Source organism: Citricoccus sp. GCM10030269 (assembly GCF_042665635.1).
In the GTDB taxonomy this organism is placed as follows: Bacteria; Actinomycetota; Actinomycetes; order Actinomycetales; family Micrococcaceae; genus Citricoccus.
The window spans coordinates 79,109-102,245 of the sequence record NZ_JBHTCV010000001.1 but is presented as its reverse complement, the minus strand read 5'-3'; the positions used below and the strand labels follow the sequence as shown (position 1 = coordinate 102,245).

The 23,137-nt window shown below is 65.3% G+C and carries 34 protein-coding genes; 15 read left to right on the top strand and 19 right to left on the bottom strand.

The features are described 5' to 3' along the window. Positions 1-180: 180 nt before the first annotated feature. Positions 181-798 carry a GNAT family N-acetyltransferase gene (locus ACFQQD_RS00515; protein WP_378085098.1) on the top strand — a complete coding sequence of 206 codons (618 nt, stop codon included), beginning with the start codon at positions 181-183 and terminating at the stop codon, positions 796-798. A 121-nt stretch (positions 799-919) separates the two neighbouring features. On the opposite strand, the gene ACFQQD_RS00510 is transcribed toward ACFQQD_RS00515, so the two are convergent. Further along, on the bottom strand, positions 920-1,237 hold the full coding sequence (locus ACFQQD_RS00510) for an iron chaperone (protein WP_378085096.1): 318 nt from the start codon (positions 1,235-1,237) through the stop codon (positions 920-922). A gap of 396 nt (positions 1,238-1,633) precedes the next feature. On the opposite strand from ACFQQD_RS00510, the gene ACFQQD_RS00505 reads away from it, so the two are divergent. Both ACFQQD_RS00505 and ACFQQD_RS00500 read left to right on the top strand, forming a co-directional pair. Continuing rightward, positions 1,634-1,912 carry a type II toxin-antitoxin system prevent-host-death family antitoxin gene (locus ACFQQD_RS00505; protein ID WP_378085094.1) on the top strand — a complete coding sequence of 93 codons (279 nt, stop codon included), beginning with the start codon at positions 1,634-1,636 and terminating at the stop codon, positions 1,910-1,912. Positions 1,913-1,915: 3 nt separating this feature from the next. Then, positions 1,916-2,311: a PIN domain-containing protein gene (locus ACFQQD_RS00500; protein WP_378085092.1), complete on the top strand. Its 396-nt coding sequence runs from the start codon at positions 1,916-1,918 to the stop codon at positions 2,309-2,311. Positions 2,312-2,349: 38 nt separating this feature from the next. Here the strand turns inward: ACFQQD_RS00500 and ACFQQD_RS00495 are convergent, their stop codons facing one another. Further along, positions 2,350-2,577: a hypothetical protein gene (locus tag ACFQQD_RS00495; RefSeq protein WP_378085090.1), complete on the bottom strand. Its 228-nt coding sequence runs from the start codon at positions 2,575-2,577 to the stop codon at positions 2,350-2,352. A 108-nt stretch (positions 2,578-2,685) separates the two neighbouring features. Between ACFQQD_RS00495 and ACFQQD_RS00490 the strand changes: the two genes are divergently transcribed. The 3 genes from ACFQQD_RS00490 to ACFQQD_RS00480 are packed head-to-tail and all read left to right on the top strand — an operon-like array spanning position 2,686 to position 5,085. Next, a complete protein-coding gene (locus tag ACFQQD_RS00490) occupies positions 2,686-3,630 on the top strand; it encodes a helix-turn-helix domain-containing protein (RefSeq protein WP_378085088.1) in 945 nt (314 codons plus the stop codon). Then, complete coding sequence (locus ACFQQD_RS00485; RefSeq protein ID WP_378085087.1) at positions 3,627-4,154, top strand: dihydrofolate reductase family protein; 528 nt, start codon at positions 3,627-3,629, stop codon at positions 4,152-4,154. Before ACFQQD_RS00490 ends, ACFQQD_RS00485 begins: the two co-directional genes overlap by 4 nt. Positions 4,155-4,206: 52 nt before the next feature. Continuing rightward, complete coding sequence (locus tag ACFQQD_RS00480) at positions 4,207-5,085, top strand: alpha/beta fold hydrolase (RefSeq protein ID WP_378085085.1); 879 nt, start codon at positions 4,207-4,209, stop codon at positions 5,083-5,085. 196 nt (positions 5,086-5,281) lie between these two features. Here the strand turns inward: ACFQQD_RS00480 and ACFQQD_RS00475 are convergent, their stop codons facing one another. From ACFQQD_RS00475 to ACFQQD_RS00450, 6 genes are all read right to left on the bottom strand, one after another. Further along, on the bottom strand, positions 5,282-5,638 hold the full coding sequence (locus ACFQQD_RS00475) for an iron chaperone (protein ID WP_378085083.1): 357 nt from the start codon (positions 5,636-5,638) through the stop codon (positions 5,282-5,284). 80 nt (positions 5,639-5,718) lie between these two features. Beyond that, positions 5,719-6,210, bottom strand: a complete 492-nt coding sequence (locus ACFQQD_RS00470; RefSeq protein ID WP_378085081.1) for an SRPBCC family protein — start codon at positions 6,208-6,210, stop codon at positions 5,719-5,721. 10 nt (positions 6,211-6,220) lie between these two features. Continuing rightward, positions 6,221-6,565 carry a VOC family protein gene (locus ACFQQD_RS00465; protein ID WP_378085079.1) on the bottom strand — a complete coding sequence of 115 codons (345 nt, stop codon included), beginning with the start codon at positions 6,563-6,565 and terminating at the stop codon, positions 6,221-6,223. A gap of 31 nt (positions 6,566-6,596) precedes the next feature. Beyond that, entirely contained in the window at positions 6,597-6,968 is a 372-nt protein-coding gene (locus ACFQQD_RS00460; protein WP_378085077.1) for a hypothetical protein, read from the bottom strand. 10 nt (positions 6,969-6,978) lie between these two features. Beyond that, positions 6,979-7,269, bottom strand: a complete 291-nt coding sequence (locus tag ACFQQD_RS00455) for a DUF1905 domain-containing protein (RefSeq protein WP_378085075.1) — start codon at positions 7,267-7,269, stop codon at positions 6,979-6,981. Positions 7,270-7,291: 22 nt separating this feature from the next. After that, entirely contained in the window at positions 7,292-7,873 is a 582-nt protein-coding gene (locus ACFQQD_RS00450) for a DinB family protein (protein ID WP_378085073.1), read from the bottom strand. 154 nt (positions 7,874-8,027) lie between these two features. On the opposite strand from ACFQQD_RS00450, the gene ACFQQD_RS00445 reads away from it, so the two are divergent. The 3 genes from ACFQQD_RS00445 (at position 8,028) to ACFQQD_RS00435 (ending at position 10,376) form a co-directional block, all read left to right on the top strand. Then, entirely contained in the window at positions 8,028-8,666 is a 639-nt protein-coding gene (locus ACFQQD_RS00445) for a dihydrofolate reductase family protein (RefSeq protein ID WP_378085071.1), read from the top strand. Positions 8,667-8,697: 31 nt separating this feature from the next. Then, entirely contained in the window at positions 8,698-9,402 is a 705-nt protein-coding gene (locus ACFQQD_RS00440; protein WP_378085069.1) for a class I SAM-dependent DNA methyltransferase, read from the top strand. A gap of 107 nt (positions 9,403-9,509) precedes the next feature. Then, positions 9,510-10,376 carry a GyrI-like domain-containing protein gene (locus ACFQQD_RS00435; protein ID WP_378085067.1) on the top strand — a complete coding sequence of 289 codons (867 nt, stop codon included), beginning with the start codon at positions 9,510-9,512 and terminating at the stop codon, positions 10,374-10,376. Positions 10,377-10,428: 52 nt separating this feature from the next. Here the strand turns inward: ACFQQD_RS00435 and ACFQQD_RS00430 are convergent, their stop codons facing one another. After that, on the bottom strand, positions 10,429-11,289 hold the full coding sequence (locus ACFQQD_RS00430) for an alpha/beta fold hydrolase (protein ID WP_378085065.1): 861 nt from the start codon (positions 11,287-11,289) through the stop codon (positions 10,429-10,431). Positions 11,290-11,322: 33 nt separating this feature from the next. Further along, entirely contained in the window at positions 11,323-11,931 is a 609-nt protein-coding gene (locus tag ACFQQD_RS00425; RefSeq protein WP_378085063.1) for a TetR/AcrR family transcriptional regulator, read from the bottom strand. A gap of 113 nt (positions 11,932-12,044) precedes the next feature. Here ACFQQD_RS00425 and ACFQQD_RS00420 point away from each other — a divergent pair, with 113 nt between their 5' ends. Together ACFQQD_RS00420 and ACFQQD_RS00415 are read left to right on the top strand one after the other, a co-directional pair. Beyond that, on the top strand, positions 12,045-12,971 hold the full coding sequence (locus tag ACFQQD_RS00420; protein WP_378085061.1) for an SDR family NAD(P)-dependent oxidoreductase: 927 nt from the start codon (positions 12,045-12,047) through the stop codon (positions 12,969-12,971). Then, entirely contained in the window at positions 12,968-14,266 is a 1,299-nt protein-coding gene (locus ACFQQD_RS00415) for a low temperature requirement protein A (RefSeq protein ID WP_378085059.1), read from the top strand. The genes ACFQQD_RS00420 and ACFQQD_RS00415 overlap by 4 nt, the downstream gene beginning before the upstream one ends. 27 nt (positions 14,267-14,293) lie before the next feature. Here the strand turns inward: ACFQQD_RS00415 and ACFQQD_RS00410 are convergent, their stop codons facing one another. Next, positions 14,294-15,253 carry an SDR family oxidoreductase gene (locus ACFQQD_RS00410; protein WP_378085057.1) on the bottom strand — a complete coding sequence of 320 codons (960 nt, stop codon included), beginning with the start codon at positions 15,251-15,253 and terminating at the stop codon, positions 14,294-14,296. A 113-nt stretch (positions 15,254-15,366) separates the two neighbouring features. Here ACFQQD_RS00410 and ACFQQD_RS00405 point away from each other — a divergent pair, with 113 nt between their 5' ends. Then, on the top strand, positions 15,367-16,047 hold the full coding sequence (locus ACFQQD_RS00405) for a TetR/AcrR family transcriptional regulator (RefSeq protein WP_378085055.1): 681 nt from the start codon (positions 15,367-15,369) through the stop codon (positions 16,045-16,047). Positions 16,048-16,065: 18 nt separating this feature from the next. On the opposite strand, the gene ACFQQD_RS00400 is transcribed toward ACFQQD_RS00405, so the two are convergent. From ACFQQD_RS00400 to ACFQQD_RS00390, 3 genes are all read right to left on the bottom strand, one after another. Then, on the bottom strand, positions 16,066-16,434 hold the full coding sequence (locus ACFQQD_RS00400) for a VOC family protein (RefSeq protein ID WP_378085053.1): 369 nt from the start codon (positions 16,432-16,434) through the stop codon (positions 16,066-16,068). 63 nt (positions 16,435-16,497) lie between these two features. Beyond that, a complete protein-coding gene (gene arfB / locus ACFQQD_RS00395) occupies positions 16,498-16,938 on the bottom strand; it encodes an alternative ribosome rescue aminoacyl-tRNA hydrolase ArfB (protein WP_378085051.1) in 441 nt (146 codons plus the stop codon). 65 nt (positions 16,939-17,003) lie between these two features. Then, a complete protein-coding gene (locus ACFQQD_RS00390) occupies positions 17,004-17,594 on the bottom strand; it encodes a DUF664 domain-containing protein (RefSeq protein WP_378085049.1) in 591 nt (196 codons plus the stop codon). Positions 17,595-17,686: 92 nt separating this feature from the next. On the opposite strand from ACFQQD_RS00390, the gene ACFQQD_RS00385 reads away from it, so the two are divergent. Both ACFQQD_RS00385 and ACFQQD_RS00380 read left to right on the top strand, forming a co-directional pair. Beyond that, positions 17,687-18,766, top strand: a complete 1,080-nt coding sequence (locus ACFQQD_RS00385) for a helix-turn-helix transcriptional regulator (RefSeq protein WP_378085047.1) — start codon at positions 17,687-17,689, stop codon at positions 18,764-18,766. 4 nt (positions 18,767-18,770) lie between these two features. Further along, positions 18,771-19,013, top strand: a complete 243-nt coding sequence (locus ACFQQD_RS00380) for a DUF2630 family protein (RefSeq protein WP_378085045.1) — start codon at positions 18,771-18,773, stop codon at positions 19,011-19,013. Position 19,014: 1 nt separating this feature from the next. Here ACFQQD_RS00380 and ACFQQD_RS00375 read toward each other — a convergent pair whose 3' ends face one another. After that, the gene (locus ACFQQD_RS00375) at positions 19,015-19,812 is read right to left on the bottom strand and encodes an alpha/beta fold hydrolase (RefSeq protein WP_378085043.1); all 798 of its coding nucleotides are present in this window, start codon (positions 19,810-19,812) and stop codon (positions 19,015-19,017) included. Positions 19,813-19,869: 57 nt separating this feature from the next. On the opposite strand from ACFQQD_RS00375, the gene ACFQQD_RS00370 reads away from it, so the two are divergent. Further along, entirely contained in the window at positions 19,870-21,150 is a 1,281-nt protein-coding gene (locus tag ACFQQD_RS00370; protein WP_378085041.1) for a condensation domain-containing protein, read from the top strand. A gap of 178 nt (positions 21,151-21,328) precedes the next feature. Here the strand turns inward: ACFQQD_RS00370 and ACFQQD_RS00365 are convergent, their stop codons facing one another. Genes ACFQQD_RS00365 through ACFQQD_RS00350 form a run of 4 tightly spaced genes read right to left on the bottom strand, consistent with a single transcriptional unit; the run spans position 21,329 to position 23,135 of the window. Beyond that, positions 21,329-21,811: a flavin reductase family protein gene (locus ACFQQD_RS00365; RefSeq protein WP_378085039.1), complete on the bottom strand. Its 483-nt coding sequence runs from the start codon at positions 21,809-21,811 to the stop codon at positions 21,329-21,331. 19 nt (positions 21,812-21,830) lie between these two features. Continuing rightward, positions 21,831-22,607: a pyrimidine reductase family protein gene (locus ACFQQD_RS00360; RefSeq protein WP_378085037.1), complete on the bottom strand. Its 777-nt coding sequence runs from the start codon at positions 22,605-22,607 to the stop codon at positions 21,831-21,833. A gap of 49 nt (positions 22,608-22,656) precedes the next feature. Beyond that, the gene (locus tag ACFQQD_RS00355) at positions 22,657-22,935 is read right to left on the bottom strand and encodes an acylphosphatase (protein WP_378085035.1); all 279 of its coding nucleotides are present in this window, start codon (positions 22,933-22,935) and stop codon (positions 22,657-22,659) included. Beyond that, positions 22,932-23,135 (bottom strand): hypothetical protein, encoded by a 204-nt coding sequence (locus tag ACFQQD_RS00350; RefSeq protein ID WP_378085033.1) that lies wholly within the window; start codon positions 23,133-23,135, stop codon positions 22,932-22,934. Before ACFQQD_RS00350 ends, ACFQQD_RS00355 begins: the two co-directional genes overlap by 4 nt. Between the last annotated feature and the right edge of the window lie 2 nt (positions 23,136-23,137).

Below are 23,137 nucleotides of genomic sequence, written 5' to 3'. Positions count from 1 at the left end.
ATGTGCCGGAACGTGGTGGAATTCCGGTTTAACGTCTGAACGACGCGCTGCGCACGCGCCCGCCTGAGGTGTCGGGCCAGAAGCACGAGGACGGAGCTCAGCGGGAGCAGAACCGCGCCTCCGGACGGCTCCCAGCGTCATCCGCTCACGGCTCCGATGACTCGTGAAAAGCTTGACCTCATGACCGTGCCTATCGGCCTTGCCAGCCCGGACGAGATCCCTGCGTGCGCTCGCCTCATCGCCGAGGCACTGCGGAACGACCCCGTTGTCGGTCAGGTTGTCCGAGGCGATCGTGACCGGGTCAAGCGACTGACGGCCCTCTACACCGCGGCCCTCCGCACCGGTGCCCTTCCGCGTGGTGTGATCGACGTGGCTCGTGCCGAGCCCGGCGGTCCGATCATCGGCGTCGCGGCCTGGGAGGGGCCGCATCGGTCTGCCGAGGTGTGGCGGCATCTGCTCGAGGTTGCCCGGTACCTGCGTGCGATCGGGCTCCGCCACCTGCCGGCGGCACTGCGTGCGCTCGGAGGGTTCGGCGATCACCGGCCGAAGGATCCGCACTGGTACCTCGCCGACATCGCCGTCGGCCCGAAGGCGCGCGGTCTCGGCGTCGGGTCCGCGCTCCTCCTGTATCGCCTGGCGGCGATCGACGCCGTGGGTGCTCCCGCGTACCTTGAAGCCACCACGCCGGCGAGCAGGCACCTGTACGAGCGACACGGGTTCGAAGCGGCGGGCGCCATCGACCTCGCACCCGGTGTCAGCGGAACGGCGATGATCCGAAGCACCGCTGACCGCGTGTGACCGGTCTTGAGTCCATGGCCAGGACCTATCGGCCGCATTTGACGCCGTTCGATCGCGTGGAGTTCGCGATTCTTCAGGACGTCGGGAGAGGTTGGCGGGACCTGGGTCGAGCAGAGCAGCGTCAAGTGCCAGCGTACATTCTTGATGCTCGAGCGAGCCGTGTCACGAGGTCATCGGGGACCGGCTTGCGAGGTGTGAAGGTGACGCCGGACTTGCTTGCTTTGCGGCCCGCGTCGACGATCTCCCCGGCGAGCTGGGCGATCGCGGGGCCGAGGAAGTGCAGCCCGATCTGCTTGCTGAACGCCGCGTAGCTCGCCGCGACCATGTCACCGACCTTGAACCCCGGCAGGTTGTACGCCGTCATCTCCGCCGCGTCCGGCAAGGCTTGGCGCAGGCGGTCGCGCAGGCGAGGGAGGGTCGGCCGGAACGCCTCGGGCACTGCGGCGATGTAGGAGTCGTCGTCGGCGGTGGTGCCCGTGTCGTGCCATCCTCCCGCTCCTGCGGGAGGCGGCCAGAATCGCGTCGGCCTCGAAACGTCCGGACTCGGCCAGTTGCTTGAGGATGGCTGTGGACACTCCGATCGCGGCTCCTCGGGTGCGAGGCCTGAGTTCGCGCGATCGGTCGACTACTCGCGGACGAGCGCCACCAGGTCGGCGAGGAGCGCGTCGCGCTGATTCGACGCGTACGGCGGCGACTGCATCGCCTCGTCGATCCAGATGCCGTCGGACGCCGCCAACGCGATCTGCTGTATGCACTCGTCGTAGAGTTCAGGTCTAACGCCTAGACGTTGACCCGGACCTGGCCGATGTCTGACACGGGTACTACAATGGGATTCATGTCGGCAGTAACGAAGCGTGATCTCAACCAGCGCACGTCAGACGTGCTCGCCCGAGCCGCGGAAGTCGGCGAAGTGATCGTGACCGAGCGAGGTGAGCCTCGTTGGAGGGTGAGTTCATATCGCGGCGAGGACGACGCGCTCGCTCGAGCGGAGCGGCAGGGGCGTTACACGGCTCCAGCATCAAAGCGCGTGCCGTGGCCTGAGGCTGCTGGTGGGCCTCCTTACGAGTCCGAGGATGTCGACGCGTTGCTGGATGAGATGAAGGGCGACCACTGAATCGTGAGCATCGTCTATCTCGATTCGTCGGTGGCCCTGCGGACGATCCTTGATGTTCCTGAACGTGTGCAATTACAGAGCTGGATGGATTCCTCCGGTGCGGATTTCGTGTCGTCGCGGTTGTTGCGGACTGAAGTGGTTCGCGTGCTGCGGCGTGACGAGCGCCCTTTGTCGGACGCGGAACCGCTGCTGAGTCGCGTCGGACTGTTCGATATTTCTCGTGAGACGCACGCCGTTGCGGAGTCGATCGAGCGGCCCGTTAAGACGCTCGATGCCCTGCACCTTGCTACGGCTTTGCTGATCGGGGAGTCGGTCAAGGTCGCGAGTCATGACGCCAACATGAAGGCAGTGGCCGAACACCTCGGGCTCAGCACGGTCGATCCCGTGGTATCCGCCTAATCGAGGAACGGTTCGATTAGTGATGGCCTCTCAGTGCATCAGTGGTCGAATCGCCAGGTGCTCACGTCGCACTGGTTCTCGGCGTAGTCGCCCGCGGCTACAACGGTTCCCTCGGCGAGTAGTCCCAGAGAATGCGTGGACCCGGCCGAGATGGCCCTCACGTCGGTCCACGACTGAACGTCGCACTGGCCGAAGTGGTTGTCACCGGTGGCGTACACCGTCCCGTCTTCGCGCAGAGCGAGCGTGTGGTGGCTGTCGGCCGCCACAGACTCGATGTCCGATATCCGCCAGAGAACGGGCTGCGCTGCTCACGGGAAGTGAGGTGAGCAAGAACGGTCGGGCGGATTGGTGTCTGCCTCCTTCATGCTTGAGTCATGAACGAACGCAGGCCAGGGCGTGACCGCGTCAGACAGTTGCTCGATGCGGTCCTTGGAGAACACGAGAACGGTACTGCCCTCGAGCAGATTGCGGCGACCGCGTATTCGTCGACTTTCCACTTCAGCCGGCAGGTGAGCAGCACGGCAGGTGAATCGCCGGCCGCGCTGCGGAGGCGGGTGCTGCTGGAGCGCGCAGCCTGGGAACTGCAACGCGGACAGTCGGTCACCGACACGGCCATCTCAGCGGGGTACGAGTCGGTCGACGGGTTCTCGCGCGCCTTCGCCCGTGAGTTCGGATGTCCACCGAGCGTGATGCCGACGAGGCGCGAACGAGGCCACTGGCTGCCGTCGGCGAACGGGATCCACTTTCACTCGCCGACGGTGCTCTACGTTGACGCCGATCAGGAGCAGTCCGCTGGTGATGTGGTCGCGCTGATGGTCCGCCACGACCTCGAAGACACCGATGCAGTGCTTGCCGCCGCGGAGACGGTCAGCGACGAGGAGTACCGCCGTATACGGATGCCCGGTCGTCGAGTGTTGGCATGGTCGGGCGACGAGACATCGTTTGCCGACGTCCTGCGTCACCTGGCGTTGGACAAGTTGCCGTGGCTCGCGAGTATCGAGGGGCAGGACGAGCCCGACTTCGGCGGGTCCGACGATGCCGTCAGCCTGCGGCGCAGGCACACGGAGGTCGCTTCCCGGTGGCTTGCGATGACCAGAGACGTGGAGCGTCGCGGCGCGTGGGGAGACCGGGTGATCGACGCGCTCTGCGACCCGCCCGAGTCGTTTCTGCTCTCTCAGATCCTGGCCCACGTACTGACATTCTCAGCGCATCGCCGCCAACTCGCCAGATGGATGCTGACCAGTTGCGGCGTTGACGTCAGCCACCTCGACCCTGACCCGATCATGTGGCACCGACGTGCCTCAGGAGGCAACCAATGACCCGCTACCGCTATTACACCGCCACCACACTGGATGGCTTCCTGGCTGATGACGCAGACTCGCTCAACTGGCTCTTCAGGCAGCACCTGGAAGAGGACGGTCCGGGCAACCCCACCGCGTTCCTCGCCGACATTGGTGCGCAAGTCATGGGGGCGACGACCTACACATGGGTCCTCGAGCACGAGCCCGCGTGGCTTCCGGAGATGCCGACCTTCGTGTTCACCCACCGCGACCTGGAACCGGCGAACGAACAGATCCACTTCGTCGCGGGATCGCCCACCGACCAGCGTTCGGTGCTCGAGACGGCAGCCGGAGGTCGTGATGTGTGGGTGATGGGAGGTGGTGGGCTCGCCTCGGAGTTCGCCGCGGCCGGGATGCTCGACGAGGTATTGGTCTCCATCGCGCCCGTCACGCTCGGCTCGGGCAAGCCGCTGATGGGCGGTGCCTACGACCTCGCGCTACAGGAGTGCGACCGCAACGGAGACTTCGTCGTCATCAAGTACGACGTCGTCGGGCCCTTGTAGTCTCTGCGCTCCTGGTTGACGGCGCGAGCGGTGCAGAGGAGGATCTTGCCACGTGAGGACCATCGAGTCCGCCGGCGCGCGCTTGGTAGTCGACGAGTTCGGTGAGCGCAATGAGCCGACGGTGCTTCTGATCGCCGGCGCCACGCAGTCGATGGACTGGTGGCCGCCGGATTTCTGCTCTGTCCTCGCCGCGGGAGGGCTGCATGTCGTCAGGTACGACCAGCGCGATACAGGCCAGTCGACGACCAGTCCGCCAGAAAGTCCGGGCTACTCGGGCACTGACCTGGCAACCGATCCTCTGCGGATCCTCGACGAACTTGGCATCGACGCCGCCCACCTCGTGGGTCTGTCGATGGGCGGCGGGATAGCGCAGCACGTCGCCGTGCATTGTCCAGGTCGTGTCCGGACGCTCACGCTCATCGAGTCGTCGCCAGCGGGAGGGGACGCTGGCGAGTTGCCGCCACCGGATGCGCGATTACGTGAGGCAGAGAGTGCGCTCCCGGAGGTGGTCGACTGGGCAGACACCCAGGCGGTCATCGAGTACCGCGTTGCGGCAGAACGGCCCTACGCGGGCACGCTCGGCTTCGACGAGAAACGATGCCGCGCGATTGCCGCAGTGGAGGCCGGTCGCAGCCAGAATATGGAATCGTCGATGTCGAACCACTTCGTCGTCACGGCTGCGTCGGACGTCAACCCGTCTCGGATCGTAGCCCCGACGCTCGTGGTTCATAGTGACGCCGACCCCCTGTTCCCGCTGGCCCACGGAGAAGCACTGGTTCGGTTGATTCCGGACGCTGCACTCCTTCGGGTGCGAGGTATGGGACACGAGACACCACCGCCACCGGTGTGGGCCACAGTCGTCCCGGTGCTCGTCGACCACATACGGGCGAATGACGGTCCCTATGCAGGCCCGGAGGGGGAGGGTAAATGAGCGAGGATGAGGTGCGCTCGTCCTCGCCCGTCGATGACCGCAGGGCTCGGGCTCAGGACGGCAGGCCGTTCATTCGCCTCGGAACGCTGCCGCATGGTCGTCCGCGAAGTCCACGGCATCCCGCCCAAGCCATGGGACGAAGCAGATCCCCGCTGGGGCGATACCGATCTGAAGCACTTGCGTCGGTCCATTGGCCTCAGTCCTCAATGTGGTTGCGTGATGCTCGTGCGAGCCTGAGCACGAGGTCATCTGGGATCGGCTTGCGCGACGTGAAGGTGACACCGGTCTTACTCGTTCTGAGGCCCGCTTCTGCGATCTCTTCGGCATGAGCTGAGATGGCGGGCGCGAGGAAGTACAGCCCGACCTGCTTACTGAACGCCGCATAGCTCGCAACGACAGTGCCACGGATCCTGAACCTTGGCATGTTACACGCCGTCATTTCCTCCGCATCCGGCAGGGCCCTGCGCAGGAGGTCTCGGAGATGGTTGAGAATTGGGCGGAATGCCTCCGGCGCAGCGGCGATGTAGGAGTCGTGGTCAGGGATGGTTGCCATATCACTGCCTTGCTCTCGAGTGTGGAGATTCGTAGTGGATTGTGTGATGAAAGGCCGCTCAAGCAGCCGCTTGAGGCAGGTCAACTCTTCCCTTCGCGAACATCCTTCCCGTGTTCGGCGAACTCCTTGAAGTCCTGCATGTGTTGTTGCGACTGCTGGTGGAAGGTGCGGGGCATGATGAGCGCCACCAACCGCATCACCAGGCTGCTGAATCGATATTCACTTTCTTGCTCCCAGAGCGTCGTCGTCGGATTTACCTCGGTCAGCCGATCGCGCACGACGCTCCACATACCCGCACCGACGATCTCGCGGTCGAAGTGAACGACGACTTCTTCGGGGATCTCCTGTAGGTCTGCCGGCTCCCGGCGGGTGATCGTCTCGGTGCATTCGAATTGCCTCTTGCCTGACTCCATCACGACTCTCGATGTGGTTCCGAGCTGCCCATGTATTCCACTCACCGGCTCATGCAGCACCACTCCTCGAAGCCACTTCGGTACGTGTGCCGGGTCGGCGAGTAGCTCGGCCACCCTCTCGCGTGGCAGGTCGATCTCGATCGAGTTGGTGTATTTCATGCTGCCCCCGTCACGCGTGGGTTCCGACGTTGACCACGCGACCCGACGAGTCGCGGTAGAAAAACCGGGTCACGCCCCACTCTTCGTGGCTGAGCGGGTGCACGATCTCGACTCCGGCTGACACGGCGGCGTCATACGCCGTCTTGACGTCGTCGACGAAGACCGAGACGTCAGGATTGACGACCGCCGTGGCGTCGGAACTCATCAGGCTCAGGTGATGGCCGGCGTCGTCGGCGAGGGTGACGATCCAACCGTGGTCCATGACCACTTCAAGCCCCAGGATCTCGGTGTGTTGTCGAACGGCGCCGGGCAGGTCGGAGACGGTCAGATCGGGAACGATCCGTTCTATCTGCATGCGCTGAGTTCACTGCACTAAGGTGGTGCGGTCAACACGTGACGCTGCGGGTCGACCTTCGAAGGCCGTAGGCAATTCCTCCATCGACGACGAAGAGCAATCCCATTGCGCCGGCACCGAGTCGATTCCCGGCGTAGAGGTACTCTCGGGCGAACACGAGGTGCAGCAGGCTCCGTGCCGCAACCGTGGTCCACCGCCACTGCGCAGATCGACTGGCCATGATCGCAATGCCGAGACCGAGGTCCGCGGCTCCGAGGGCACGATGTCGCTTGTCGCGGGAGCCAGGAAGGCTCAGCCGCCGCGCAGCCGTCTGTGGTGCCACCACCAGAAGAGTGCCGAGAACAGTCGATACCGCCCCCACGGCATCTGCTGCCGTGGTGAAGGTGGCCTTCGGAGTGCGCATGCGAGGAACTCTACTGACCGGTCCGGAGGGCCACTGCGGCAGTGATGATGTCGCCGACGTCGATGTGCTCGGCGCGTTGGACCGCGACCTTGATCGGCAGCAGGAACCGGCCGTGCTGGGGCCACATTGCGGTGTCGAAGTCAGTCGACCCGACCGTGGCAACGACGGGGATTTGACCCCAATACGTGAGCCCCCGAGCGGCCTCTTTCACCTCGTTAGAGACCTCGACTGGCAAAGGCGCGAAGACGTACGGGGCGGGGCCGCGCCACTCGATCAACTCCGCCGTGAACTCCCACGTCATGGCTTCGAGAGTACTGGCGGCGTCATTCGAGGACGGCGCCCGAATTGCTGTGCAGGTAGAGATCACGGAGCAGACACACCTCGGACAGGTGGTGGATCAACTCGCGATTGATGTGCAGGACGAGGTCGGCCATCGGCGCCTCCGGGTACGGTTCCTTGTCCCCCAGCGGTTCAACCAGGTCGTCCGGACTAAGGTCGCGTACGCCTTGTAACCAGACGTCCACCTGTCTGTCGAGCTGGGCGAGCGCTTCCGTTGCGGTGCCAGCGTAGGTCCAGTCCTCATATGAGGCCGCTGGCGCGCCGAAGTGGGTGGCGTTCCGAGTGGCCAACACGCCCACGATCACGTGCCCCAGACGCCACGCAATGGTGGTGAAAGGGGCCGGATGGGGCTCGGGAATCGCGAATTCGATGATGAAGTCGCCGGTGCCGCCCTGGACTGGAGCGGTCGAGGCGCCTCGCGGCCTGACACTCCAGGCGTCGCCCACCGGCGACCAGAAGTACTCATCGTCGGTCAAGCCTTCGAGCCGTGGTCGGACCTGGTTGTTCCAATGGGCCTCCCATTGTTCCAGCAGTGCGCGGTTCCAGTTCACAGTGTTGTTCGTCATGGGGCTACCTTGGCACCGGAAGCGGACAGGACCTGTCCCCGTGGAAGCGGCCGGAGACGATGTCACGGACCGCAAGCAGGATCCATGTGAAAAGAAGCCACGTGACTCTAGGGTACGAGTGACCCTCTATTGCAACTAGCTAACGGAGCACTTCATGCCACGCACGCGAGTCCATAGCCTGTTCGTCTCCTTGGATGGATATGCCGCCGGCGACCACGTGACATTAGAGAAGCCGATTGGCGACGCCGGGGCGCTCTTCAGCAAGTTCGACGGACGGGTCATCCATGGCATACAGGGCGTGGACAGCCCGATCACCATGGACCACGCCCTTTTCAGTATGTGGGGCCAGGGCATCGGCGCCGAGATCATGGGCCGCCGAAAGTTCGGCCCACAGCAAGACGAATGGCCCGACGACGGCTGGAACGGATGGTGGGGCGAGGAACCTCCCTTCCGTACTCCAGTTTTTGTCTTGACCCACTACCCACGTGAACCTCTCGAGTTCGCCAATGGCACCAGCTTCTACTTCGTCGACGCCTCACCGCAGGAAGCGCTTCGCCTGGCGCAAGACGCAGCGGACGAGTCTGATGTCCGTATTGGTGGCGGGCCGTCGACGGTGCGAGACTTCCTGGAGGCCGATCTCATTGACTTTCTCCACGTGTCGATCGTCCCGGTCGTCCTCGGTGCTGGGGTCCGGTTGTGGGATGACCTTGCCGGGGTAGAGGAACGATTCACTGTTGAATCCATCAGCACATCCAGCGGCCTGACGCATCAACTGTGGAACCGGAACCGCTGAGTCTCGGCGCTGTTTCACCGGGAGGAACTTGATGACAGCCGACCAGTACGACGGTTTCGCGGAGCGCTACGAGGCAGAGAACGCGTCGAGTCTGCTCAACGCCTATTACGAACGGCCGGCCATGCTTCGCCTTGCCGGTGACGTGCAAGGTCGTCGAATACTCGACGCGGGATGCGGATCGGGGCCGCTGGCCGAGGAACTTCGCGCCAGAGGCGCTCTCATGACCGGGCTCGACGGCAGCCCGGCGATGATCGAACTCGCTCGACGGCGACTGGGAGACGAGGTTCCGTTGCATGTGGCAGACCTCGGCCAACCGTTGCCATTTGGGGACGAATCGTTCGATGACGTCGTCGCTTCGCTCGTCCTGCACTATCTCGAAGATTGGGAAGGGCCTCTCGCCGAAATCCGGCGAGTATTGAAGCCTGGCGGTCGACTGATCGCGTCGGTGAACCATCCCACTGTCCGGCTGTTCACCTTTCCGGACGAGGACTATTTCGCCACGAGGCAGTACTCGGAGGAGCTTGATCTGGCCGGGGAATCGACAACGCTGACGTTCTGGCACCGTCCTCTCCGGGCAATGACCGAACCGTTTTCCTCGGCGGGATTCTGCATCTCGGTGATCGACGAGCCGCCACCGTCATCGGAGACCCCGGTCGAACTCCTTCCACCGCGCATCGTCAATGGCGAGCGGACGGCTTTTCTGTGCTTTCTCTTCTTCGTGCTCATAGCGGAATGAACCATGGCCGTGGACCGTGACTCGGGCGTCACCTGATTCGATCGAACCGGAGAAGTCGGGCGCGATTGGCCCCAAGTGGGACAGAGTGGATGGTGAAGGGAGCGACCATGATCGAGATCCTCAACCGGCTCGTCAACGAGATCGAAGAGCAACGTGGCAATGACATCGACCTCGATGCTCTCGCTGCGGCGATGGGCACGACGGGATATCACGCACGGCGCATGTTCTCGTCGTTGGCAGGCATGCCGGTGTCGGAGTACGTGCGACGCCGTCGAATGACGCTCGCTGCGGCCGAGGTGATCGGCGGCGGAGACCTGCTGTCGATTGCTGTGCGCTATGGATACGGATCCACCGAGGCGTTCGGCCGTGCGTTCCGAGCCGTCCATGGTGCGGGCCATGGTGACGTGCGTCGTGACGGTGGCCCCCTTCGAAGCCAACCCCAACTCAGGTTCCGCCTGACCGTCGAAGGGAGCGTTCCGATGGATGCCCGAATCCTCAACCGTCCGGCACTTCGTCTCATCGGACATGCCACCCGCGTGCCGCTGATCCACGAGGGCGTCAATCCGCATATCCAGGAACACATCGCGTCCTTGCCGGCCGACGAGCACGACCGGCTCAAGCAACTGAGCAACACGGAACCAGCCGGACTGCTGCAGGTGAGTGACGACGTTGATCCCGACTACACCGAAGGCAGTGAACTGACGTATCTGCATAGCGTGGCGATCGACATTGATACCGACGTGCCCCATGATCTCGACGCCATCGAGGTTCCGGCGGGGGAGTGGGCGGTGTTCAGGACCTCGGGTGACCACCCTGCGGCACTGCAGTCCGTCTGGGCCGCGACGGCGACCGAGTGGTTTCCGTCCAATCCCTGGCGCCTGCGCCCGGGCCCGTCGATCGTCACCATTCTCGAGCGCTCGCCAAACTTCAGCTCCGCTACCTGCGAGCTATGGCTGCCGGTCGAACGGGCGTAGACTCAGCTCGGTCAGACGCAGTGCGTGACCGACGACGGCCGACGGTCCGGGCTCATCGCCAGTTCTCTCCGGTGAACCAGCCCAGGGCATCTGTGCTGAGTTCTTCGGTGAACTCAACTGGCACGAGGTGACCAGCCGCAGGAAAGGTGACGATCCCGACGTCGGCCGGGAGTCGATCTGCCAGTTCGGCTGCCTGCCCCACGGGAATCCACTGATCCTGCCCGCCCCAGCCGATCCGGGTCCGGCACCGTACCTGATCCAGATGTTCGACGATGGGTCGGGTGTGAATTGGACTCAATTGCGCGATCTGGCGGTAGAAGGCCCTCTGGCCCTCGGCTGAGCTCCACGGGCTGGCGAGTTCATTGATCCAGGCGGGGTCCAGTGGGTTGCTCCCTGCACTGGAAATGTACTCGCGGACGAGTGCGTCGTGCAGGTTGAGGGGGAGTGCTGAGAAGACGTCCTCGTGCTGGGCGACGAGCCGGAAAAAGGGCGAACCCCAGGGCTCGAGGGTCACGATGTCGACAAGATAGAGAGAGTCGAACTCGCTGTCCTCGAAGAGGTGCGCGCCCAGCGCGACTGCTCCGCCGACGTCGTGGGCCAGAACATGCGGTTGGTCCAGATTCCAGTAGTCGATCAACGAGGCCAGCCGTTGACGCTGATGGATCAGGTCGACCGCTGGTGCAGGTTCCGTGATCGATGATCCGTAGCCGGGCATGTCCCAGAGGAAGACGCGGTACCTGTCTGCAAGTACTCGCGCCACCGGCATCCAGGACGCGGCCGACCACGGTGTCCCATGACAGAACACCACCTCGCCGTCAGCCTCACCTGGAGGCGGACCGAATTGGTAGGTCGCGATCTCAGTCCCGTTGATGTGGACGCGAGTGCACTTCGGGTCAGTGCCGTCGAGGAGCATGCTCCACACGCTACGGCGCGGAAGGTGCGGAGCCTAGCTTCCGTTGGAGAACGGTTCCTGAACTTCGTGGACTTCTGAACGCAGAGCCAGACGCACCAGGAGGTCGAGGAGCGCATCCCCATCAGCGTTCCATTTGTCCGGAGGCAAGTGCCCGGCAATCTCCAGATCGGCGACGCCGTGAGCAGCGGCCGTGAGGAGGCCGGTGAGCTTCTCGGCCGGCTCACCGAGTCCGTTGCGCAGCACGGCGAGGAAGGCTGCCTGCGCTCGCAGCGCTGCCGTGCTCACCTGACCAGTGTCACCGGGCGCGGGGGCATACATCAGTCGATACAGGTGGGGTCGAGTGCGCGCGATGGTGAGGAGCGCGGTCAGGGACGATCGCACCGCACGTTCCAGATCAAGCGCGGAGTCCGCCGCGATCTCCTCGATCTCTGCGGCCAAGGAGTCCCATGCTCGCGCCGCTACGGCGAGCAGCAGGCTCTCCTTGTCGGGGAAATGTCGATACGAAGCAGATCGAGAGACGCCGGCGCCATCCCCGACCTCTCGCATCGTGACTGCGGCGCTTCCACCCTGGTCGAGAAGTGTTTCGGCTACGTCCATCAGGGCGCGACGGGTCGCCGCCGCCGATTCTGCTCGCGTGATCATGCGGCGATTCTACAGTTGACAACGTTCACTCAGCGAATACAGTTGACAGCGTTCACTGAATCAAGGGTTGCGCTGACGGCGCGACGAGAGGGAGAGCCATGTATACGTTGCTGATGACAGGTGCCACCCGCGGCATCGGCCGTGCTGCGGCCGAAGAGATACTTCGGCGCAGTTCCGATGTACACCTCGTGGTCTTAGCGCGTGAGGCGTCTGGCCGCACCTTTCGCGCCTCACTGGGGGCGGCGGCTCGGGCCGTCACGGTGGTGGACGCGGATCTCGCGGACCTCACCAGCCTCCGCACCGCCATCGTGGAGGTTCGCCGGCTGCTGGACACCGGCCAGGTTCCGCCGCTGCGCGGTTTCGTCGGCAATGCCGGGGTGCAGTTCGTCGACCACACCCATGCCACCGTCGACGGATATGAGACGACCTTCGCGGTCAATGTGCTGGCCTATCACGTTCTCCTCCGGGGCCTCGAAGACCGCTTTACCGCTCCATCCAGGATCCTGATCACGACGAGCGACACCCACTTCGGGGACTTCGCGCACACGATGGGCATCGTCCCGGCGCCCCGGTGGTCGGAGCCCGCGAAGCTCGCCCGGCCGGGCACCTTCGACCAGCCAACCACCGTGGCGGCCGGCCGGGCGGCCTACTCCACGAGCAAATTGGGAGTCATCTACTTGGTGCATGCCTGGTCGAGGCGACTGCCGGACGGTGTCGACATCGTCTCCTACAATCCCGGCCTCGTTGGCGGCACGGGCCTGACCCGAGCGGCCGACGCCCGGGACCGTTTCATCAGTGGCCGGATCATCCCGCTCTTGTCGCTCACGCCGATCGTCGACACGGTGCGCGGTGCGGGACGCAAGCTCGCCGACGCGGCGCTGAACATCACGCCGGCCCCGAACGGGGCCTACATCGACCGCTTGAAAGAGACGCCTTCCTCAAAGGAGTCGTACCACCCGGAGCGCGAGCAAGAGCTCTGGGACTTCCTCGATCGGATGAACGACGAGGCGGTGCAGGGGTCTGACACGATAGGCGCATGACTTCGCAGGACGTCCCCGGAGAGGCCTCCACCTCCCAGCGCCCCACTCCAATCCCGACGACGTCGGCGCACCACCTGCGCCGGATGACCGGCCGCAATCCACATCACCCTCACCGCGCGGCGACACCCCTGGAACTGCTCTTCGATCTCGCCTTCGTGGTGGCGTTCAGCTCCGCCGGCAACGAGCTGGCGCATGCCGTGAGCGAGGGGCACATCGGCGCCGGCATCGGGGCTTTCGCGTTCGTGATGTTCGCGGTGGGCTGGGCCTGGATCAACTTCTCCTGGTTCGCCTCCGCCTATGACACAGACGACTGGCTGTACCGCATCTGCACCATGGTGCAGATGATCGGCGTCGTCATTCTCGTCTTCGGCATTCCGGCGCTGTACCACTCGATCGACGAAGGCCATCACCTGGACAACGAGGTGTTGGTGGCCGGCTACGTGGTCATGCGCGTCGCCCTGGTGGCGCAGTGGTTGCGCGCCGCGCATCAAGACCCGGAACGACGGCGGACAGCGCTCACCTACGTCGGGTTCGTCTCCGCCGCCCAGGTGGGATGGGTGATCTTGGCGGTCGCTGACACCTCTCTAGGGGTGGCCGTGGTGGCGTCGCTGGTGCTCTTCCTGATCGAGTTCTCGGGACCGTACGCCGCTGAACGTCGGGTGAAGGAGGGCGGCACGCCCTGGCATGCCCACCACATTGCCGAGCGGTACGGGCTGCTGACCATCATCGCCCTTGGCGAGGGAGTGCTCGGCACCGTCACCGCCGTCTCGGCCGCGATCGAGCGCAGCGGATGGTCGGGCGAGGCGATGCTTCTGGTGGTGGCCGGCATCGGGCTCACCTTCGGTGCCTGGTGGTCCTACTTCCTGATCCCGGCAGGCCAGGTTCTGCACCGGCGTCGGGACCTGTCTTTTGGGTGGGGATATGGCCATCTGGTGGTCTTCGCCGCCATCACCGCGACGGGAGCGGGCCTGCACGTGGCCGCCTATGTACTGGAGGGCGAGTCAACGTTGGGCACTGTCAGCGCAGTGCTGAGCATTGCCGTGCCGGTGCTGTTGATGCTGGCGGCCTTCTTCGCCCTCTACTGCTACCTGCTGGGACGGATCGATCCCTTCCACATTCTGCTCTTCGGGCTCACGATTGCCCTGCTGCTCGTCGCCGTCCTCGCCGCAGTGTGGGGTGCGCCCCTGGGCGTCTGCCTGGTGCTGATCACCCTGGCTCCGTTCGTCGTGGTAGTCGGATACGAGACCGCGGGGCACCGGCACGAGGCCGCCGCGCTGGAGAAGCGGTTGGGGTGAATCGCGGGCCCCGCCGACTCGCCGACGTCAAGAGACAGGCCGTGGTTCCGCCCCAACCATGTTCCTGACCACATCCCTCACACGCACACCCGTGAGATCTTCGGCCACGGTCCACAGGGATCGTGCGAGGTCGCTGCCGCGAGCCGAGCGACTGAGGATGCGGAAGGCGGGCGCGGCACCGCCGGACTGACCGAGGAATCCGGTGCCGCCGTAATAGCCGCCTTGTTCGGCGGCGGGATCGGCCACAGCGTAGAGCAAGGACTCCGTGCCTTGTTCTGGAGTCATGGACGTCCGACGATAGATGTCAAGCAACGTCGCAGAGGTGCCACGACCGCCGGCGCTCCGGCCCGCGGCGATGAGATTGGTCTTGGTGATCCCAGGATGAGCGGCCGTGCTCAGCAGTGGCCATCCTTCCGCGGTAGCGATCTCGGCCAGTCGCTGAGTTAACAAGAGATCTGCCAGTTTGGATTGCGAATAAGCCGCATAGGGTCGGTAGCCCTTCTCGAACTGCAGGTCGCGGAAGCGGATTCGTCCCACAGCGGCCATCCCCGAACTCATGGTGGTCACGCGAGGGCGGTCGGCCTGGAGGAGAAGGGGGAGCAAGCGCAGCGTCAAGGCAAACGGTCCGAGGAAGTTGCTGCCGAACTGCAGTTCGAAACCGTCCTCGGTCTCGAGTCGCACCGGTGGTGCCATGACGCCGGCGTTGTTGACCAAAGCGTCGATCCGTTCTCCGTCGGCCGTCATCTGTTCCGCGAAGGCGGCCACGGAGGTCAACGAGGCGAGGTCGATCTGCCTGATGTCGATCTGTGCATTCGGATGTTCGGCGAGGATCTCCGCACGGGCGGCCTCGCCCTTAGCGGGCGTTCGCACGGCCATCACGACGTCGGCTCCCGCGCCGGCGAGCCGACGCGCCGCCTCCTTCCCGGTGCCGCTGTTGGCTCCGGTGATCACGATTCTGCGTCCGGTCTGATCGGGTACGTCGTACATGTGCTCCTCCTGGGGCAAGAGTTGGGTGCCCAGCCTGTAACAGACCAGTGGTCTCTTACCATAAGAGACCACTGGTCTGTTGTCAATGGAGTCAACTCGTAGAATGACCGATCATGATGACGTTTCAGCGGGCACGAACGGTGGAGCAGCGCGAACGACGGCGGCGCTCCATCCTTGACGCGGCGGCCCAGATGCTGACCGAGATGCCGGTGGCCGAGCTCAGCCTGAATGAACTCAGCCGCCGGGTCGGTCTGGCCAAGTCGAATGTGCTGCGCTACTTCGTCAGCAGAGAGGCGGTACTGCTGAGCCTCCTCGTCCAGGAAACGGATGCCTTCGTGGGCGCGCTGACCGAACGGCTTGCTGAACCTGCGGACCGCCGGCGGTCCCCGGTCAAGCGCGGTGAGTCCCTGGCGCAGGTGGTCGCCCAAGACCTGGCGCAGCGGCCTCTGCTGTGTGAGTTGACGAGCGTCCAGGCGAGTGTTCTGGAGCGCAACATCTCCACTGAGGTCGCCTACCAGTTCAAGCACAGCACGCTGGAGCACCTCGGCCGGTTCGCCGGCCTGGTCCACCGGCAACTACCCGAGCTCGACGAGGAGGCATGTGAGGAGCTGGTCGGCCACCTCAGCCTGCAGATCGGTGCGGTGTGGGCGATGTCCCGTCCGTCTCCCGCGCTGGCCACGGCCTATCGCGAGCATCCCGAGCTGGCCCGGCACGCCATGGACTTCACCGGCACCCTGCAAAGACTGATGGGAGATCTCGTTGCCGGCTCCCTGGTGCGCGCTGGCGCACTGTGATGTTCAACAGTGTGACGGTCAGGACTGGGGCGTGAAGACGTTGATCAGGTTGCCGTCGGGATCGCGGAACAGCAGTGACCGATTGCCCCACGGCATCGTCGTGGGCTCGTTGACGAAGGTGTCGACGACCGATTGAAGCCGGAGGTAGGAGGCCTCGACATCGTCCACGAGGAAGTCCAAGGTGACGGACTGATTCGCGTTCGCACGGACCGCGCCCTCAAGCAAGGGCGCCGTCTTCGAGCTGGCGATGGCGAGCGTTCCTGTTGAGGTCCGCAATTCGGCGAACAGAGGATGAAGTCGAGTCGCGGTGACGCCGGTGACCTGTTCGTAGAACTGGACCAGGCGGTCGACGTCGTCGGTGATGATGCGGGTGGCTGCAAGCTGCATGGGAACTCCTGATGATTGATGTGTTGTGGGGCGCCTGAGGGGAGTGAGTGGAGCCTTCAGGCATCACTCGCCTCCCGGGCGGCCCCGATGTCGTTTGATCTCTGCCCGGCGGCGCTTCGACTCAAGGCGTCGCCGCTGTGACCCCTTCGTGGGCCGGGTCGGTTTCCTGGTGACGGGAGGCGCCATGGCTTCGCGCAGCAGAGCGGCGAGGCGTTCCCGCGCGGCGACGCGGTTGCGTCGCTGTGAGCGGTGTTCCTCGGCGCTGACCGTGAGGACGGTTCCCGTCAGTCTGTTCGAGAGTCGCTCCAGCGCCCGCTGACGCTGAACCTCGCTCAGCGCCGTCGTCGTGCTCAAATCCAGGCTCAACTGGACCCGGGAATCGGCGGTGTTGACACTCTGTCCGCCGGGCCCGGACGAGCGGGAGAACTGCTCGACGAGCTCGGCCGCTGGGATCCGGAGGCCGTCGGGTGCGCCCGGGCCGGCAGGCACATGCAGGTCGTCCATACCTCGAGTGTGCCTTCTTGGCTGCGGATCCGCAGACGCACGGCCGACGCATCAGAGTTCGTAAGTCAGAGCTCGTAGTCTGCCCATTTGAACTCTTGGCCCTCGTCGCGAGCATTGAGCGAATAGGCGATCTCGCCGTCGATCGCCTCGCGGATCACATCGGCGTGGCCGACATGCCGCGCCACCTCGGTGCTGAGGTGGTGGGCGATCCAGCGGATGTTCCAGGACTCGAGGTCCTGGGGGAACCACGGTGCCTCGGGGATCGGGACGCGGGCCTCGAAGTCAGCAGCACCGAGAACGGGCTGAACCAGGTCGGTGGCCTGCTGCAGGCAGAGACGAATCTGATCACCGGTCCAGCCCTCAGGAATCTCGGCCCCCGAATAGAACGCGTTGAGCTCCAGCGTGAACGATTCCGGACTCAGGTTCAGCGACGACTGATCCACGCCGTTCTCGTAGACACCCTGCAAGTACTGAGCCACCGTCTGGGCCACGTGGGCGAATAGGCCGGCCAGGCTCAGCGAGCTGGCGATGGGCGCTGTCCGGAGTTGATCGTCGTCCAGTCCGAGAGCGCAGATGCGCAACTGATCCAGCTGTTGGGTTAAGAAGGTGACGTGTGCGTCGCGCTCGTCGGTGACGGGGCCGGTGAGGAAAGGCATGAGGTGCTCCACAAGGGTCGATTGCTCTAACGTCTTCAGTCTCGGACCACAAGCGGACACTATCTGTCCTGATCTCCGAATACAGTGACGTCATGAACGTCACCTCCGCGTCCAGCCCCGACACCGATACTGAACCCCTCGGACGGTGTCTGCGACTGCTCGGCATCCTGCAGGCGCGCTCCTATGTCAGTGCGAGCAGCCTCGCCTCCACGATGGGTGTCACCACGCGCACCGTGCGGCGCGATGTCGTTCGCCTACGTGATCTCGGATACCGCATCGACAGCGTTCCCGGACAGGGCGGCGGATACAGCATGAGGTCAGGACCGAAGACACCGATGCTGGTGTTGGAGCCGGACGAAGCACAAGCCGTGGCACTGAGTCTGGCCCAGTCCGCCGACGTCGGGCTGTCGGGTCTGGACGAACCCGCGCTCACTGCGCTGCTGAAGATCCGGCGCACGATGACGGCGCAGGCCGCCGCCCGAGCTGAGACGATCCACGAAAGTACCGCCGTCGTCGGCGGTTATGCGAACCAGCCGTCCTTCGCCGATGTGTCGGCCCTGGCCGAGGCGGTGGCGGCTCGGCGAACCGTGGTGTTCACTCATCAGCGGGGTCGGCGCCAGCAACGAGGCGGTGCGGCCCCACAGGAACTCGAGCGCCGAGTCGATCCCTACCGCGTGGTGACTTTCGCCCGCCGGTGGTACCTCTTCGGCTGGTGCCACCTGCGCCAGGATTGGCGGACCTTCCGCGTGGACCGGATCTCATCCGTCCACGTCACCACGCTGTCCTACGTTCCGCGAGAGGCGCCCGAGGCTTCGGAGTTCGTGCGGCACGCCGTCCTGGAGGCGCCTTACACCGTTTTCGCTCGGGTGGTCGTGGACGCCCCTCCCGCCGACGTCAGCGAACTGCTGCCGCGCAACGCCGCCGAGGTGCACGGATGGCCAGAAGGCGAGGCCGTGCCACAGCGCTCGCTCATCGTCACCGGCGGCGAGGGGCTGAACTACCTGGCGCTGCACCTGGCCCTGCTCAACGTGCCGATGACGGTGTTAGACCCGCCTGAACTCCTCGACGAGTTGCACGCCTTGGGGCGCGGTCTGCTGGGCATCGGTGGCGTGGAGCCGCCTCCACCGAACGGGCGCGAAGGGTTGACATCGCCGACCGGGGAGACAGGATGAACCCATGAGCGATCAGAGCATCCACCAGCAGATCAACGACCTCGTCGATCAGGAGCACCGACTGCGCGACTCGCTCGGGGACGAGGAAAACGAGTCGGAGGAGCGCCAGCAGCTGCGCGACGTGGAGACCCAGCTGGACCAGTGCTGGGACCTGCTGCGCCAGCGTCAGGCCAAGCGCGACGCCGGCCAGAATCCCGACGACGCCCAGGTTCGGCCAGCGCCGGTGGTCGAGAACTACCGGAACTGAACTACCGGCTGGAGTGAGCCCCGAGCGGACGTTCGACGTCCGCGCACAACGCCTCCGGCCAGCGGTCGACGTCGGCCGGGCTCTGGGCAATGTCCAGGGTCGCGTGCGGCAGAAGATCGACGAGAGCCTCCGCCGTGGAGAGCGGGTGGGCGGGATCGTCCACCCAGGCGAGCACCGTGGTCGGCACCTCGATGCCGGCGATCTGCTCGGGGTCGGGGAGGTCGCTGAGCGCAGCACCACGGTAGATCGCCGGCAAAAGGCGCTCGTCGACGTCGGGCGTGGTTTCCGGCGTGCCGACCGTGGCCGGCGGGCGAGGCATCGAGCGGCTGGCGGCGATGAACCGCTCGGCCCCGTGGGCTTCGATGAAGGCGGCGATCCGCCGGTAGTCCTGGGCCTGAGCCACTCGGGTGTGCCACGCGGTGGGAGGCAACAAGAGCGTGAGACCGCTGAACCGGCCGGGAGCCTGAACGGCGGCATGCAGCAGCGTGGCCGTCCCCATAGACGGGCCCACGCCGTGAACCTGTTCACCGGGGAACCAATGCTCGAGCAGGTGCAGCAGATCTTCGGCCAGGGCGGGCCATCGGTACTCCTCCGGCTCCGTCCCGCCGGAGGACTGCCCGTGACCGCGGGCGTCGTACCGGAGTAGCCGGGTTCCCGAGAGGCCGCGTCCCAGGTCCAGATCCAGCACTCGGTCACGCGCGCGGCTGGAGGTCAGTCCATGGAGCTGAACCACCGGGCGCCCGAACTCGTCGCTGAACTCCCACGCGATCTCGGCACCCCGCACGCTGAATCTGGGCATGTCAGCTCCCTCTGATCCGTTCACCAGCTGATTCCACCTTTCGGATAGGGTACCGCCATGCGGCTCACACACGTCGCCCATCTCCGGTTGCCGTTCGGCCCCTTGCTGAGTTATGAGGTGGCGGTCTCTGAGCTGGGCCGACCTCTCCCGGTGTCCTTCGACCAGCGCCGGCATGTCGGTGCCGGGGACCGTGACGGGTCCTGGATGGCCATGGCGTTCCGCCTCTCCGAGCCGGTCTCCCGCGAGGATCTCGCCGCCGCCTGGCTGGCCGTCATCGCAGCCCACGGCACCTTGCGCTCGGCCTTCGTGGAGGACGACGACGGCCGCGCTCACCTCCACGAGGTAGAGATCGGCGCCGGAGCCTGGGTCGAGCACCCCGTCGGCCCGGGGCAGGCGATGAACGACGCCCTGCGAGAACTCCTGGACGGCGCCTGCACCCCGTACGCCCGACCCTCGCACCGTTTGTGCCTGATCGAGACGGCCGCCGGCCCGACGCTGGTCGTCGGAGCGGATCATTCCCATGTCGATATGTGGTCCATGCTCGTGATCGCCCGGGATTTCCTGGCAGCGCTCGACGACCAACGGTCCGGACGCACGCCGACGCCGGCCAGGGTTCCCTCGTTCGCCGAACACACTCAAGCGCTGATGGACCGGCCGAAAGCGCCCGAGGAGGTGCACCGCCGCTGGGCCGAGGTAATCGAGGCCAGCGGGGGAGCGATGCCACGGTTCCCCCTGCCACTGGGGGAACCCACGATGCAGCCCGAACGGGTGGAAGTGCGCGGCGTGCTGGACATCGATGGCCTGGCGAGCTTCACGGCGCGTGCTCACGAGGCCGGAGTGTCCACCCTCGCGCTCACCGTGTCACTGATGACCGACGTGACGCGCGAACTGGCCGGCACCGCGCTGCGCACCGTGTTTCCGGTCCACAGTCGGTATGAGCCTCAGTGGCATGACTCCGTCGGCTGGTTCATCACCAACTCGGTGCTGGAATGTGCCGATGCGTCACCTCGCTCCGCAGCGGAGTCGGTGAAGGAGGCTGTCCGGCTCGGGTCCTGGCCGCTGTCCGATGTGCTCGCTCCGTGGGGCGGCTGGCCGGAGGCGCCCGGGGTTTTCGCCGTCTCGTGGCTGGACTTGCGCCGGCTGCCGGTCCGCATCGACGCCGGCGGGCTGGAGGCCATGTACGTCAGCGCGATGATGCACACGGACGGAGTCATGCTGTGGTTCATCATCGACGACGTCGGCGTGCACTTGCGCTGCCGGTACCCCGACACCCTCGAGGCCCGGGCCAACGTGGGAGCCTGGCTGGACGCCCTGGTGGGTCGTATGAGCTCACGCTAGCCCAGCACAACTCGGCAGCGGATTCGATCTCCGTCTGTCGGTCGGTGGCCTGGTCTGTCCCGTGCAGCGCGCGGCCGACCCGTCCGGTGCGGACCTCGAAGGTTGCCCGGATGATCCAGCCCCTTCCGATCTAGAGATTCAGAGCTGTCATGGAAGACGCTATGTGCCATGCACGACGTCAGGGCTGAACGGCTCGCTCTTCACTGCTGCGACCCGGGCTGAGGTGTCCGGCGTCCGAGAGTCGGAAGGGCTCGAACTGCCCCTCGGCGTGCGCGGACAGTACTCGAGTGGTGAGGCAGACGTGGTCCCCGCCGGCGTCGAGCACGGCGATGCGTTCGAGTAGCATCCGGTGCGGGCACGACGCGATCAGCGGAACACCGTGCGGGCTGGAGTCGATCTCGAGTCCGGCGAACTTGTCCGTGTCCTCACCTGATTGAGTGCCAAAACGATCCGCCAAGGCACAGTCCTCAGCTGTGAGGAAATGGGCCGCGAAGTGCGTTGCCCTCAGGCCCACCCGGTAGGTGTGGTTCGCTTTGGACAGCCAAAGACAATAGCGCTCCGGTGAGATCCCCGATTGCGAATGGAAGCCGACCAGACAGCCGGCAGGTTCGTCTTCGGCCACGGTCGTGACCACGATCATGGCTGAGTTCGTGGATGACATCAGCGTGTTGAACGAACCGTCACTCATCCTTGTCACCCGTCTCTCGTTGTTTCTCGTACCGGTTCTCGTACCGGAGGAAGAGGGTGTCGTCGTCGACCATGGTCGATTTCAGGGCAAAGGTGGAGATGTCGGCGCCGTCGGGATTCACGCACACCGGCAGCGGATCGCCGCCGATCAGTGGTGAGATGGACAGGCACAACTCATCGAGCCGATCCGCCGCCACCAGCTCGCCGAGCCACGTGGGGCCACCCTCGCAGAGCACCACGCGGTGGCCGAGGTCCCGCAGGGCCCGCAGCGCTGCCTCCGGCTCCACGCGGTCGTCACCGGCCACGACGACGGTGGCGTGCCGTTCCGCTTCGGCTCGGCGTTCCGGATCCGCTGTGGCGCAGGTGATGATGTGGGTCGGTGCGCTCTCGGCGGCATCGGCGAACACGGTCGCGGTCCAGTCGAAGTCCAGGCTCCGGCTGACCACGGCGACCGGCGGGATCGGCGACTGACCGAGCTGCTCACGCTGGGCTTGTGCGTCTTGGCTGAGTTTGATCGGCGCATACCCCTCGCGGCGCACCGTTTCAGCGCCCACCATGACGATGTCCGCGATCTGGCGCATCCTGCGGAACAGCTCCTGGTCCGCTTCGGTGGACAAGGCGCCGACGCGGCCCTGCACTGCGGCCGTTCCATCGAGACCGGCGACCATGTGGCCGGTGACCCAGCATTCATTCCGCGGCTGTGAACGGTCGACCTCCAGATAAGGGCTCAGCGGGTCGTTAACGTGAGTGCCCGGCTGCAGAACGTCCATCCCGTCATCGTAGGACGAGCGGTGTGGCCGAGGGTAGAGCCGGCGAATGTCAGCGAACTTCGAAGGTCTCCGGCAGGTCGGCGACCTCGTCGCGTTCCAGATCCCGGGTGTCGACCCGGTCCACCTCTGCTCGGCCGGGCCCGTGATGGCACCAGTCGATCAACGCCGTGACGTCGTCCTCCGCACCGGAGAACACCGCTTCGACGGTCCCGTCGCTCAGATTGCGCACCCATCCGGTGACATCCCTGGATTGGGCCGTCTGGAGGCAGGCCACCCGGAACCCCACGCCCTGCACGGTGCCGGACACGATGACTGTGGTCGTTCTCATCCCTGGCCTCCCCCTTGCCGCCCCCGTCGCCAGCTGAGGACGAGAAACATGGCGGCCAGCGCGAGGAACGCGATGCCCACGGCCCAGTCTTCCTGAGCCACACCGGTGGTCACGCCGACCGCCAAGAAGACGATGCCGAGCACGCCGAACGCGGATCGGTCCCGAGCTGGTTTCGTCGTGCGGTCCGTGTCGTCGGTCATGG